Here is a 12251-nt window from a genome sequence, read left to right as displayed (position 1 = left end):
CGCACTGGTTAGGGCTTCGATATATGGCGATGATTCAGCACTACGGCGAGGGCTTCCCCGATCATCCAACGCCTTCTCTGGCGGAACGCGCATTGAATGGCGAGGGCAAGGACCGATCCGAGCGTGCCGGTCGCCGCGCAGGCCGACGGCACAAAGCTGGCTCGGACAACATCAGCCTGATCGACGATTGAGGCGCGACTTAAGGGACTGAAACAGTCGAACCAGACCTGACAAGGCTCAATTGCCTGCCTCATACTAGGCGGTGGGGTCAAGCATCTGGCCTGCCACATCGGCTTCGGCGAAGGACTGGTCACCCCCCGCGAGCAGCCGGGTCTTCTGCCCGAAGTTCCTGCAGCCTGGCCGGATCCCGCGCCAGCAGACGCAGAGCCGTGTCGATGGCCTTGCTGACCAGAATGTCGCCCGTTTCGTATTTCTGGAAGGCATTCGGCCCACCGCCGATAATCGTTCCGGCCTCGCGCTGCGTGATCCGCAGCCGCTTGCGGATGCTTTTCACCTCGGCGGGGATCAGCAATCCGGCTGCCTGTGCCTTGAGGCTGTTCAATGCGCGGTCAGAGATCTTCATGTCGGCAGGATCGTGGAGCCCGTCATCCCCCGTCAGGTCATCCGCAGCATACCACCCCGGCATCATCACCCGCATCATCTGCCCCCGGAAGGTCAGGGTAATTTCGCGCTCACCTCGCAGCAGATCCTTGCCGCTGACCGGGTGCTTCCGGCTCATTTCCTGCGTTGTCATTCCCGCTTCTCCTTGAAGGAGGTAAGGCTGAATTCGGCCAGCACATCCTGCACGAACTTGATGTAGATCGTCACCGCCGCCACCTCACCATTCCACTCGATCTCTGCCTTCCCGTGATAGACATCCATCCAGACCGTGTGGTTTGCGAAACTCGTGACGGATTTGTAGAAGTCCTTGCGGGTAAGGCTAAGAATAACCTCCTCAATTTCCCGTCGGGTCATCCCCAGCTCCGCCGCCCCGTTTAGGACCGCGCGGGTGACCGACATGGTTGAGGCGGCGTCCTGAATGGATTTCAGATCGTAGGTCGGCTTCTTCTTGTCGGTCATATTGCACCACTATGGTGTAAGATCAAGTCCATCGCTTCGGCTGCCCCCTTCAGTGAACGAGTGTCGCAGAAGCAGATGTCCGGTGCATTGCCGGTTGTCAGGCCCTCGGTCATCCTCCTGCAACCTGTTTCAGGTCGATCAGCCCTTGCCGGGCCCGATCTCCGATATCTGCGCTGCGGAACTCGTTCTCATACCCGACCGAGACGTTCCGCAGCAGGGTGCCACCCGGCATCCGCAGTTCCGCAGGCCGATGGGTATGGCCGAAGATCCAGGCATCAGGCCTGTAGCGGTCGATCAGGTCATCCAGATCGCTGGTGAAGCAGGGCGACAGCGGCGACATTGCGCCGGACACCGCCGCTGAAGGGGCGTGGTGCGTGATCACCACGGTCTTGCCGGGCCAGGGTTTCGCCAGTTCCGAGATCAGCCAGGATTTTTGCCGTTCGTGGACGGCGATGGTATCCTCTGGCTCGAGTTCCCGTTCAGGGGCGCCAGTGGTGATCGCGTCATACCCGTAATCCGGCATCATCCGCGCGTTCCAAAGTGAATCCTCGACTGCTGCCTCTCCTCCCGCCTCGAAGAGGCGCATGTCGGTCCAGAGCGTCGTCATCAGAATGCGCGTGTCGCCCAGATCCATCCGGCGGCACTGTCCGAAACCGCACCCGGCTTCACGGCAGATCCGGTCCAGATCGGCGTCCAGCGTATCGAGGTTGCCACCATAATAGTCGTGGTTGCCCGGGAGAATTACGGTCTGCTTGGATGGATAATGTGCGCCCAACCATTTGATTGCGTTCGGCCATCTCTGCGCTGCGTGTTCCGTCAGGTCGCCTGCAATGATCAGGGCATCGGCCTCCTGGCCCGCAAGCGCGATCTCCTCGCCCAGGCGGCGCAGCACCGCATTGTCAGCAATTTCATCAAGGTGCAGGTCGGCGAGGACAAGGATCTTCATTGGGCATCCGCTGAGGTGTGGTGAGATAGGGCAAGCTCAGGGCTTGCGCGGGAGTGGAAGGGCGCGGAGGCTCCGGATCACGCACCCCATCAGATTGTCAGGATGAATCTGATCGGGGTAGCCAACCGAGACGTTCTGCACCAGCGTTCGCACACCGCCAAATCCCTTGTTTTGCAAATGGGTATGGCCGAACAGCCAGCTTTCTGGCTTGTATTTCGTCATGACCGGTTCAAGGTCAGACCCGTAGGCGAAATCCATCTCGTCGCGCGGCCCCTCGCTGATCAGCTCCGGTAGAGGGCAGTGATGCGTGACCACAACTGTCGGACCATCATAGGCTTCGGCGAGCCGGCTTTCGAGCCAGGCGCGGTGATCTGCATGAACCCTGACCGTGTCGGCGGGACGGATCTTGCGATAACCCTCCGATGCGAGGCGAATATACCGATAGTCGTTCATCTGGCGCCCTACGACCTCCATTGCATACTCCGGTGCCTCGTCCAGCTGGAAATCAGTCCAGAGGGTCGCGCAGAGAAACCGCAAACCGCCGATGAAAAACTCCGACTTCTGGGCAAAATGGACACCCGCATCAGCACAGATAGCCGCAAGGCGATCGTCACCATCGAGGACGTGGTCGTAATAATCGTGGTTGCCGGGCAGGATGTAGATCTTCTCGGCGGGCATGTAGCGCTTCAGATGCGCGAGCATATGCGGCCAGCGCACCTTGGGCTTGTTCGACAGATCGCCCGCGATGATCAGCCCGTCGAAGACGTCATACTGGCCGTGGGCAAGCCAAAGGAACGGGTCAATCCCGGCTTCGAGCCACATGTCGAGATGAAGGTCAGCAAGGACGAGGACGGACATCTGATTTGCCTTCTAAAATGGGGGATTGTCGGGCGGATCGCGACTTCAGACATATGCGCGCCGATCCGGGTCACGGCGGCCCATACGCCAGCATGCCCGGGCTCTCGGTATCCACCAGCCCGCGCAGCAGGATCTCGGCCTCTCGCACGGAAGGCACATCATCTGGATAGCCAAGCGAGATGTTCATGATCCGCGTTCGACCGACCCGGCCGGACAAGTGGCGGTGCGTGTGGCCGAAAAGCCAAAGGTCGGGGCGATGTCGAATAATCCAATCGTCGAGGTTCGACGTAAATGCTGGGGTCAGCCGATCGACCTCACCTGTTGCGGACGGACTGGGGCAGTGATGCGTCACGATCACCGTCCTTCCGGCGAAAGACCGGGAGATCTCGTCGGTGAGCCAGGCCAGATGCTCCGCGTGAAGGTCGGACGTGTGCCCGGGCAGCAGAAGATCACCTGCCGCGTTTCGGCTGATCTGCCGGTAGTCGTTCATTGCAAACCAGGCCGCATTTTGGGCTGTGGTCTTACTTCCCGAGAGCAGAAAATCCGTCCAGAGCGTTGCACAGAGAAACCTGACCCCGTCGAATTCCAGCCCCGCTTTCTGCGCCCAATTCATGCCGGCATCCTCGACAATACCGCGCAGCACGTCGTCACCGTCGAGACGGAAGTGGTAGTAATCGTGGTTGCCGGGAAAGATATAGACCTTCTCCGGTGCGACGATCTCCGAAAGTCTGGACAGGGCGGCAGACCAGCGCAGACGCGGGTTGTTCGTCAAGTCACCGGCGAGAATCACCGCATCAACGGTGCTCAGAGCCCGCGCAAGCGACGGGAATGGATCGCGTCCAGCCCGCTGCCACGCATCGAGATGGACGTCTGCGGTCACAAGAACCTTCATAGCATGAGCTTTCCGGCGAAACGGCTCATGACGAGCCGGGTTGATTGAGGCCCAGGAACTGCGGCACATCGGCAAGGTGCCGGATCTGTCCGGGACGTGGTGATGTCTCGCCAGAAACAAGATGCAGCGCGGCCATGCTAGCCGCCTTGGCGCCTTCAACATCCGAGGCGAGGCTGTCGCCCACCATCAGAATCTCGGCAGCGGGAAGGACTATCTTGCGCTGCAGCGCAGAGAAAAAGGCGGGTTCCGGCTTCACCGCGAGGATCTCGGGATCGCAAGAGAGGCAGTCCGTGTCGATGGAGTCCCCGAGCAAAGCGAGCGCCGGTTCGACATAGGCCGTGGCCAGATTGCTGGCCAGCGCAAGCCGGAACCCTGCCGCCCGCAGCGAAGACAGAACGGGAAGCGCATCGGGCATCACCGCGATGCTGGCGATTTCGCGGTCCAGATCGTCGCGCCATTTCGGGCGGAACGGAACACCGCAAGCGGCAGCAAATTCTTCAATGGTCAGTATCGGCTCGCGCCGTGGATCGAGCATCCGCGCGCCGGGCTGACGACGGGCCTCCGCCAAGAGGGGGCGCCAGGGATTTGTCGGCTCGGTGATCCGCAGGAGGGTGCCGAAGCAGTCGAAGGCCACGGCCCGCATTTCCTGTTCTCCCATCTCAGTCTCCAACCTCCGCTGATAGCGGACACCCGGGTTCGACCTCATCCCAATGCTTGTTGACGGGCAGGAATCTGGCGCGTTCGTCGATCTCCGGAAGGGTCACAGGGCGGAAATCCCACATGTCTACGCCGACGTTCACCGAGTTGCGGCTGCCGCGCCAGTTTTGGTGGACGTGACCGAACAACTGAAGCGCACCCCGACGTGCCCCGGGGAACGTGACCATAGGGTAGTGGCAGAGGAACAGCCTGCGGCCATCGACGACAATGTCAGCCATCTGAGACATGCTGTCCCACGGCAGATCGCGGATCCATGCGCGATCGTGGTTGCCGAGCACCAAATGCTTTCTGCCCGGGATCGCGTCGAATATACCCCGCACCTCAGTGCGTTGTGTAGCCGTCGCCTTGCTGACCGCGAAATCCCCCAAAACCCAAAGATCGTCATCAGGACGGACCCGCGCCTGCAGTTCTGCGATGATCGCAGCATCCATGGCTCTCGCATCCGGACATGGGCGTGCGCAAAAACCTATGATGTTCTCATGGCTGAGGTGCAGATCGGCTGTGAACCATGATGTCACGTGCTGTGCTCCTCAGGCCGGCCTTTGTGCCGCAGCGTGGCCAGTTCGCGCCGTGCGGCATGCAGATTGTCGCGCAGACTTGCCATGTGCTGACGGGCAATCATCGCACCGCTCGATACGGCGCCTGCGGTCGCCGGCTCGAGCGCCGCGCCGGCCAGATGCATCAGCACCAGGATGTCTTCGACAACACCGGCGTCATCGGTGGCGTCTGCCAGTGCCGATGCGGCGTGGGCAAGTGCTGCCCGCTTCCTGGCCATCCGATCCTGCTTCTTGCTAGGCATCGAGTTGCCTCCCGTGCCGGTTCAGAACCGCGAGACGCATCACGGTTGCAAGGTTTACAGCATCATCCCGGCGCAGCCAGGTGTAGCCGCGCTGCGTGACCTCGTCCGGCACGATCTCCGAGTTCCATTCGGTATCAAGCCGATACCACCGACTGCGGGAACGGGCCCAGATGCCTTCGGCGTCGAGGGCGACGAGAACCGAGGTGTAGATCCGTTTGCCATCCTGAAGCCGCGGGTGGCCCTTGACTGTGCCCGCAAGGCACGGCACCCCGGCCGGATCAATGGCGGCAAGCCAGTCACGCAAGACGGGCGCTTCTTTCAACGTCTCCAGGCCCGGCAGGCTTTGAGCGGCATGGGCTGCTTCAAGAAGTCGGTTCATCACATTGTTCCAAATGAATTTCAGTCATGGATGGCGGCCATCGCAGCATGGATTACCGTAATCGGGGCGTGCGTCCGAAGCCCTCGAACGCGTAGTCGCTGAAGAACTGCCGTCCCGCGAGGCCGGCTCGTTCCGCCTCAGACAGACAGGCCTCATCACAGACATCGATCCAGTGTTCGCGGATGGCGCCGACCAGCCGCTCGCGCAGCCGCCGAAGATCCGGGACGGTTACGCCGAAGATTGGCGCGACCCCGGCGGCATTCGCAAGCTGAGCGGCGCGGGAACCATCGGTCAAAGCCATCGCCAGGTTGGCACTGCGCGTCGTCCGGCGCTGCGGGGAGATGTCGTATGCGGGCGTCAGGTGGATCTGCTCTCCGTCCCAATCCGCAGCATGGTTGCGGGCATGGTCATCGGTATTGCCGACAAGAATGTTGAAGAATATCCGAGCGAACATCTCAGCCTTGTCCTCAGCGGGATCATAGCAGGTCTCGTCCATGATCGTAGCAAGCTGAGGATAAGTGATATGCCGCGCGGAAAGCTCGCCCATCTGGGTCCATGTCAGAGCAGAAATCATGTGATGGCGCATCTCGCCACCGGCAGGGTGAGGCTGACGATCAAAGCGTCTGACCAGCAGCACTGGACGCTCGTTGACCCGTTCGATCTGAACGGGTGCGACACTGATCCCGGCATGTTCTGCCAGTCTCATCGCAACAAATTCCGCCTGAACGACCGGATAGTCTTCGGTGAGGACGAATTTGGCGATGAACCGACCCGCCTCGACATCGGTAAACAGCGTCTTTGGGCGCGCACCCCCTACCGACGCACATTGCGGGATGAACGGACGGAGTTCCGGGGGCACCGGATCTCCCGCGTCAATGATCCCGACAAGCCGTGCCAGCGTCTCAAGCGTCGGCGGGAACGGCGTCGTCAAATCAGGCGTCTCGCCCCCGCGGCAAAAGTGCAGGCCGCCGATACGATCCGGACCTGTCCGGAGCATCAGCGTGATATCGTCGATCTCGTCTTCGGCGACGCATGCAATGCCCTCGGCGCGCAGCCCTGCCGCGATGGCACGGCGGCCCCACCTGTCGGGCAGCGCATCGCGCAACGAGTGGGCCAGTTTGTGGGGAGCCACGGGGTATTGGCGGCCGGTCCCGAGGGGCAGATCACGCTCGAAGATCGGCATCGCATTCGGCAGCGGCAGGAAATCCGGATCATAAACGAAGGAGACCACGACGGCTTCGTCCGTCAGTCGACCGGCAAGGACCGGCTTCCTTTCCCCAGGCGTCCAGAGCCAGACATCGAGTTGGTCGACCAAATGGGCCATCGGGATTTCCTGCGAAAAAGGCATGCGCGGTCCACAGGCAAAAGCCCGGACACCGCAGTGCGGTCGTGGTGAGATCGGGGTGCTTTTTTGTGCGCCGCGGGGGACGCAGACGGGAGATAGGCATTACGCCAACAGTCACGCAAGGCATAAAATTAAGCCTTTTCAATGCGTTGAATTTTTTTATTGGTTGATTCCGTCCGTTTTCCCATTGAGGACGCCACCTTAGCCGCTCAATCGGTCCATTTTTTCAAAGGATGAAAAATCTGACCTAGCCCGAAGCCGATTGGCTCATGGCCCTTCCGGCGCCGGACAGTGATGGGCATTTCTGACGAATCGAACTGCTATGATCTAACTCGGAACATCAGCATATGGGCCGGTTCACCGTTTTTTCGGGGCGTCACGTCTGTGTCGCGTTTTCATGCGGACGGACGGTATCCGTATGACGCCCAGGTCTGGCATCGATCATCTTACGGCTCAGGGATCGGGGCTAGATGGTCTCGAACCGCATCGGGTCAAGGGTTTTCAGCGCCGCGCGTATCGTGTTGCGATCCTCAGGCTTTGCCGCGGCCAGGATGGCGCGGATTTCCCGGTCGATCAGGTCGCGCCCTGCGCCCCGGGCCTCCGCCTTGTCATACCAAGCCGCCCCCTCGGCATAGTCACCCATCTCGATATGAACCGCGCCCAGCAAGGTGCAGGGCCGAAAATCATCCGGGGTCAAACCGTGCGCTTCAGTGCCGTTCCGGACTGCATCGTCAAACTGCCGCATGTCCCGGAACGCGCCGCCGCTGGTGGTCAGGAGGGCTGAGCGAAGCTTGGGTGATGTGCCTCTTTTCAAAGCGGATTGAGTGATTTCCAGCCCCTCGGCCGGCTCATCCGCTTTTCGCCATTGGGCGCAGGCATTGACGGCCTTCCACGGATCGCCGGTCTTCCGCCATTCTTGGGTCAGCTCCTGCGCCAATATTCTGTGATGAGCGCGGCGCAGGGGATCGGTCCAATATTCTCGGCCCGCCGCCGCCAACCAGGTAAGATTGTCTCTGGAAATGGCAGTCCCGCCGACAACCTGAAGCAATATCTGCCGCACCCGCGCAAAATCTTCATGCTCGACATATCCCATGTCGAAGTCGTCAAAGAGCTTGCGTTTGGCCCGCTTCCGCTCGGCTGCCGCAAAAAATTTGGCGTTATTCCTGTCGGTTTTGGCCTGTCTCAGGCGGGCCTCATCTTCGATACGATGGGCAAGAGCCGATTTTTCAGCGGCCCGTTCCGTCTGTCGTGCCGCCTGTTCCGCAATGGCCACAACGCCAAATGCGGCGCGATCCAGACCACCGCGTGCGAGGCCGAGGAGTGCATGATAGCCTCGATCTTCGAGAAAATTTTCCTGCAGATCAGAGAGTGGCTGTCCGGTATGGATCCGGGCAAGGATCGCGCCGAGGCGACTGGCCGAAACCAAAGCGCCCGGCTCATCTCCGAGGAAAAATTCCGACGCGATCCTGGCTGCGGTTTGCTCCGTCATGCTGACTGCATCACTCCCCGTCCAGCTCGCCGACACCGTCATCGAAGGTCGCCATCAGCGCCTCAATACCGCCGATCACGCGGGCGATGGCCGCCTTGCGGGCAAGGATCCCGGGCTTCACCGTCATGATCGCCACCACCGCATCATGCGCAGGCGGCTTGCCAGTCAGCACCATTTCCTGCGTCAGGCGCTGGAAGCCGGTCGGGTCAAGCTTCTCGTCCGCGATCAGCTTGGCAAAGGCCTTTGCACGTTCCTCAGACCAGAAGGCGGCGAAAGCGGCGCGGACATCGTCTTCGGGGCCAAGCATCGGCATCTGTCGGTCGATAAAGGCCTCGATCAACTCGCGTTTGTCGCGCAATTGCACTTCGGACAGCAACAGCTCGAAAATCCGCCGCCGCATCTCGCGCGATTTCCGGCTGTTCTTGCCGCCTTTTTCGGCGGCGCGGAGCGAGGTCAACAGCGCAAGGATATAGGCCACGTTGATATCGTCGCGGCGCAAGAGCTCCAGTTCGAAGTCGATCTCGTCCAGGCCGCCCGGCGAAGGATCACCCTCACCTGGGGGCTTCGGGCGCTGCGAAAGATCGAGATACTTGCTCTTGAAATCCTCGAATTCCTGCGCGGGAAGCGTCAGATCCTCGGGACGGAACTCGGCAAAACTGGCCAGCACGTTGTTCACCCGGATCACATCGCGAAAGGCTTTGACGAAGGCGGCCTGTTGCTCCTCGTCGGTCAGATCATCGACCGCATCGGCATCGGGGGTGATCTCCAGCAGCGCCTTGACCGCCTCAGCGTGGCGGGTCAGGTGCTCCTCATAGCTGCCGATCAAAATCACCTCGCGGGCGTTCTTGTCGGCGAAAAGCGCGATTGCCTCGTCGGTATTGTCCTTGAGGTCGCGGAAGCAGACAATATTGCCCTGCGACTTCTCGGCGCTGAGGATGCGGTTGGTGCGGGAAAACGCCTGGATCAGCCCGTGCCAGCGCAGGTTCTTGTCGACGTAAAGCGTGTTGACCGTGCGGGCATCGAACCCGGTCAGGAACATGTTCACGACCAGCAAAATATCGACACCTTGTTCGGGGTCAAAAGGTTTACGGTCGCGCGCCTTCACCCTTTTCGCCAGCGCCCGGTAATAGGTGTAGAACCCCTTGCCGTCGGTGACGCTTTCGTTTGTGCCGTAGGTCTGGTTGTAGAGGGCGACGAATTCCACCAGCTTGTCGCGCTTGGGCGTGTCCTGCGGGGCAACGCTGTCGGGGAAGTCCTCCTCCGGCAGCATGCCATCCGCCTCGGCGCTCTCCGGGTTGGCGGCATAGGTGAAGATGGTGGCAATTTTCAGGTCATGCCGCCCCGCCTGCCGCTTGGCCTCGAACGCCTCGTAATACCGGATCAGCGCATCGACCGAAGAGACCGCCATGATCGCGCCGAACTGGCGTCCCCGGGTCTTGGTGTCGTGGTTTGCGATGATCCAGTCGGTGACGGCGTCGATCCGGTCCGGGTGATCGAAAAACGCAGATGAGGCGTGCAGCCGATCCGCCAGCTTCTTCCTGCGCCGATCCTCATCCTTGTCGCCGGTCTCTTCGGGTTTCGGCGGCTCCACCCCCATATATTCGACCGAGAACCTCAGCACGTTGCGGTCGCGGATGGCGTCGGTGATGACATAGGTGTGCAGCTGATCGCCGAACAAATCCTTGGTGGTCCGCCGGCCAATGGCATTGTCGGCCAGGATCGGCGTGCCGGTAAAGCCGAACATCTGCGCGCGCGGGAAGAAATCGACGATCCGGCGATGGGTCTCGCCGAACTGGCTGCGATGGCATTCGTCAAAGATGAAGACCACGCGGCCATCCTTGATCGCCTCCATCGGCCCGGCGTAACGGCCCGGTGAAGTCGCCTTGTTCAGCTTCTGGATGGTGGTGATGACCAGCCTGACGGTAGGGTCGGTCAGCCGGTCGACGAGCACACGCGTGTTGTCTGTCTGGTCAACGGAATCCTCCTTGAAGGCGTTGAACTCGCGCACCGTCTGGTCATCGAGGTCCGCGCGGTCGACCACGAAAACCACCTTTTCGACCTTGGGCAGCGCCATCAGGTTCTGCGCCGCCTTGAAGCTGGTCAGCGTCTTGCCCGAGCCGGTGGTGTGCCAGACATAGCCGTTGCCCTTGTGATGCGCGACGCGGTCGAGGATCGCCTCGGCGGCGTAATACTGGTAACTGCGCAGCACCATCATCACCTTGTCGCTCTGATGCAGAACGACATATTTGGCGATCATCTTGGAGAGCTGGCACTTTTCCAGGAAGATATCGGCGAAGGCGTCCAGGCGGTTGATCGGCTTGTTGTCGATACCCGCCCAGGCAAAGGTCTGTTCATAGCTCTGGTGGCGGTTATTGGCGTAATAGCGGGTATCGACGCCGTTCGAGATCACGAAGATCTGGACGAACTGAAAGATCCCACCCGCCGCGCGGTAGCTGTCCTGATGATACCGGTTGATCTGGTTGAAGGCCTGTTTCAGGTCGCCACCGCGCCGCTTCAGCTCGACTTGGCAAAGCGGCAACCCGTTCACCAGCAGCGTCACGTCATAGCGGTTGGCACGGCTGCCGGTGACGGCGATCTGGGTCGCCACCTGATACTGATTGCGGCACCAATGTTCCGCGTTGAAGAACTGGACGTAGAACGAGCTGCCGTCATCGCGGGTCAGGTGGAACCGATCCCGCAGCGTCTGCGCCTTCTCGAACGGGTTGCCCTTTTCCAGATGGTTGCGGATGCGGGCGAATTCGGAAACTGTGAAACTGGTGTCGTTATGCACCCCGAGCTGCGCACGCAGGTTCGCCCAAAGGTCGGCCTCTCCGGCCAGCTTGACCGGCACCCAGCCCTTGCCCTCAAGACGGGTGACAAGGGCGGCTTCAAGCTGGGCTTCGGACTGGACGGTCATGGATCAGGCCTTCATTTTGTCGTGGGTGCGCACCTGTAAGCGACCCTTACAACTTGCCGCCTCGGTCGTGGGGCAGTTGTCAAGGAATGCTTGACGACTGCTGCGTCGATGCGGCGCATCATGCCGCCTCTCTGAGCGCAGCAAGTTTCTTCTGAACATAGTCGGCACCGATCGGGGTGACGCTCCACTGGCCGGCTTGGCAGGCGCGGATCATGGCGATCTGGTCACGGGCAAGGCCGGCATGATCGAACTCCGCCCGGATGGCATCGGCGCGCTCATCCGTCAGGGGCTCGGTTTCGCACAACGCCCGGAGCCAATGGTCGCCCGAACGATTACGGCCGGCGAGGATTGCGCTGTGAACCCTATAGAGCGAGGCATCGCTGATCTGCCGCAAAAGCGCGGACGCCTCCGGGTCACCGTCGAGGATCATCAGCCCATCGCGCGGGTTCATCCCTTCGAAAAGGCAGAGAACGACCTCATGCCCCATGAACCGGGGCCAGATCGAAAGGATCGACCCGGTGATGACTTCGCCCGGCGTGGGCTCGAAACGGTCGAAATCCTTGGGATACGCTCGGCCAACCTCTTTCATCATGATAATTTCGTTGAGAACGATCACCTCGCGCAGATAGGCGTGGCGGATCATCCGCGCCCAGAGGTCGCAGGCCTGTTCGGGATCGGCCTGGAGTTTCAGGGCGAAAGCAACCGGGTTGTCGATCTCGTCGACGCCGAGTTCATCGTGACGCACGGGGCGCTCGAAGTTTTCCCATGCCCAGAGGGCAATACGTTGGCGCTGGTCGGCGTTGCTGGGCTGTTCCTTGATGTAATCCAT

14 protein-coding genes are annotated in these 12251 nt (G+C 60.9%); 1 reads left to right on the top strand and 13 read right to left on the bottom strand.

Annotation, left to right across the window (positions count from 1 at the left end; all coding sequences use genetic code 11):
• Positions 1 to 23 precede the first annotated feature (23 nt).
• Positions 24 to 191 carry a hypothetical protein gene (locus BW970_RS20715; RefSeq protein WP_159441418.1) on the top strand — a complete coding sequence of 56 codons (168 nt, stop codon included), beginning with the start codon at positions 24 to 26 and terminating at the stop codon, positions 189 to 191.
• A 119-nt stretch (positions 192 to 310) separates the two neighbouring features.
• On the opposite strand, the gene BW970_RS04425 is transcribed toward BW970_RS20715, so the two are convergent.
• The 13 genes from BW970_RS04425 to BW970_RS04365 all read right to left on the bottom strand — a co-directional run bounded on the left by BW970_RS04425 (position 311) and on the right by BW970_RS04365 (position 12251).
• Positions 311 to 754, bottom strand: a complete 444-nt coding sequence (locus BW970_RS04425; protein ID WP_076529037.1) for a type II toxin-antitoxin system MqsA family antitoxin — start codon at positions 752 to 754, stop codon at positions 311 to 313.
• Entirely contained in the window at positions 751 to 1080 is a 330-nt protein-coding gene (locus tag BW970_RS04420) for a type II toxin-antitoxin system MqsR family toxin (protein WP_076529035.1), read from the bottom strand. The genes BW970_RS04425 and BW970_RS04420 overlap by 4 nt, the downstream gene beginning before the upstream one ends.
• 109 nt (positions 1081 to 1189) lie before the next feature.
• Positions 1190 to 2026 (bottom strand): metallophosphoesterase, encoded by an 837-nt coding sequence (locus tag BW970_RS04415; protein ID WP_076529033.1) that lies wholly within the window; start codon positions 2024 to 2026, stop codon positions 1190 to 1192.
• Positions 2027 to 2062: 36 nt separating this feature from the next.
• Positions 2063 to 2884, bottom strand: a complete 822-nt coding sequence (locus BW970_RS04410; protein ID WP_076529031.1) for a metallophosphoesterase — start codon at positions 2882 to 2884, stop codon at positions 2063 to 2065.
• A gap of 70 nt (positions 2885 to 2954) precedes the next feature.
• A complete protein-coding gene (locus BW970_RS04405; RefSeq protein WP_076529029.1) occupies positions 2955 to 3776 on the bottom strand; it encodes a metallophosphoesterase in 822 nt (273 codons plus the stop codon).
• Between the two features lie 25 nt (positions 3777 to 3801).
• The gene (locus BW970_RS04400) at positions 3802 to 4434 is read right to left on the bottom strand and encodes an HAD family hydrolase (protein ID WP_076529027.1); all 633 of its coding nucleotides are present in this window, start codon (positions 4432 to 4434) and stop codon (positions 3802 to 3804) included.
• Position 4435: 1 nt separating this feature from the next.
• Positions 4436 to 5011 (bottom strand): metallophosphoesterase, encoded by a 576-nt coding sequence (locus tag BW970_RS04395; protein WP_076529025.1) that lies wholly within the window; start codon positions 5009 to 5011, stop codon positions 4436 to 4438.
• On the bottom strand, positions 5008 to 5292 hold the full coding sequence (locus BW970_RS04390) for a hypothetical protein (protein WP_144038868.1): 285 nt from the start codon (positions 5290 to 5292) through the stop codon (positions 5008 to 5010). Before BW970_RS04390 ends, BW970_RS04395 begins: the two co-directional genes overlap by 4 nt.
• Positions 5285 to 5671 (bottom strand): DUF6634 family protein, encoded by a 387-nt coding sequence (locus BW970_RS04385; protein ID WP_076529021.1) that lies wholly within the window; start codon positions 5669 to 5671, stop codon positions 5285 to 5287. The genes BW970_RS04390 and BW970_RS04385 overlap by 8 nt, the downstream gene beginning before the upstream one ends.
• 52 nt (positions 5672 to 5723) lie before the next feature.
• On the bottom strand, positions 5724 to 6995 hold the full coding sequence (locus BW970_RS04380; protein WP_076529019.1) for a type II toxin-antitoxin system HipA family toxin: 1272 nt from the start codon (positions 6993 to 6995) through the stop codon (positions 5724 to 5726).
• Between the two features lie 487 nt (positions 6996 to 7482).
• The gene (locus tag BW970_RS04375; protein ID WP_076529017.1) at positions 7483 to 8505 is read right to left on the bottom strand and encodes a tetratricopeptide repeat protein; all 1023 of its coding nucleotides are present in this window, start codon (positions 8503 to 8505) and stop codon (positions 7483 to 7485) included.
• Positions 8506 to 8515: 10 nt separating this feature from the next.
• Positions 8516 to 11422: a type I restriction endonuclease subunit R gene (locus BW970_RS04370; RefSeq protein WP_076529015.1), complete on the bottom strand. Its 2907-nt coding sequence runs from the start codon at positions 11420 to 11422 to the stop codon at positions 8516 to 8518.
• A 118-nt stretch (positions 11423 to 11540) separates the two neighbouring features.
• Positions 11541 to 12251: a hypothetical protein gene (locus BW970_RS04365; protein WP_076529013.1), complete on the bottom strand. Its 711-nt coding sequence runs from the start codon at positions 12249 to 12251 to the stop codon at positions 11541 to 11543.

The sequence above is a fragment of the Gemmobacter megaterium genome, assembly GCF_900156815.1.
In the GTDB taxonomy this organism is placed as follows: Bacteria; Pseudomonadota; Alphaproteobacteria; order Rhodobacterales; family Rhodobacteraceae; genus Wagnerdoeblera; species Wagnerdoeblera megaterium.
This window is presented reverse-complemented; position numbering and strand designations above follow the sequence as displayed.

What these genes read in the sequence shown, in the direction of transcription:
- BW970_RS20715 (WP_159441418.1), top strand. Translation starts at nt 24, where the DNA reads ATGGCGATGATTCAGCACTACGGCGAGGGCTTCCCCGATCATCCAACG.
- BW970_RS04425 (WP_076529037.1), bottom strand. Translation starts at nt 754, where the DNA reads ATGACAACGCAGGAAATGAGCCGGAAGCACCCGGTCAGCGGCAAGGAT.
- BW970_RS04420 (WP_076529035.1), bottom strand. Translation starts at nt 1,080, where the DNA reads ATGACCGACAAGAAGAAGCCGACCTACGATCTGAAATCCATTCAGGAC.
- BW970_RS04415 (WP_076529033.1), bottom strand. Translation starts at nt 2,026, where the DNA reads ATGAAGATCCTTGTCCTCGCCGACCTGCACCTTGATGAAATTGCTGAC.
- BW970_RS04410 (WP_076529031.1), bottom strand. Translation starts at nt 2,884, where the DNA reads ATGTCCGTCCTCGTCCTTGCTGACCTTCATCTCGACATGTGGCTCGAA.
- BW970_RS04405 (WP_076529029.1), bottom strand. Translation starts at nt 3,776, where the DNA reads ATGAAGGTTCTTGTGACCGCAGACGTCCATCTCGATGCGTGGCAGCGG.
- BW970_RS04400 (WP_076529027.1), bottom strand. Translation starts at nt 4,434, where the DNA reads ATGGGAGAACAGGAAATGCGGGCCGTGGCCTTCGACTGCTTCGGCACC.
- BW970_RS04390 (WP_144038868.1), bottom strand. Translation starts at nt 5,292, where the DNA reads ATGCCTAGCAAGAAGCAGGATCGGATGGCCAGGAAGCGGGCAGCACTT.
- BW970_RS04385 (WP_076529021.1), bottom strand. Translation starts at nt 5,671, where the DNA reads ATGAACCGACTTCTTGAAGCAGCCCATGCCGCTCAAAGCCTGCCGGGC.
- BW970_RS04380 (WP_076529019.1), bottom strand. Translation starts at nt 6,995, where the DNA reads ATGGCCCATTTGGTCGACCAACTCGATGTCTGGCTCTGGACGCCTGGG.
- BW970_RS04375 (WP_076529017.1), bottom strand. Translation starts at nt 8,505, where the DNA reads ATGACGGAGCAAACCGCAGCCAGGATCGCGTCGGAATTTTTCCTCGGA.
- BW970_RS04370 (WP_076529015.1), bottom strand. Translation starts at nt 11,422, where the DNA reads ATGACCGTCCAGTCCGAAGCCCAGCTTGAAGCCGCCCTTGTCACCCGT.
- BW970_RS04365 (WP_076529013.1), bottom strand. Translation starts at nt 12,251, where the DNA reads ATGGATTACATCAAGGAACAGCCCAGCAACGCCGACCAGCGCCAACGT.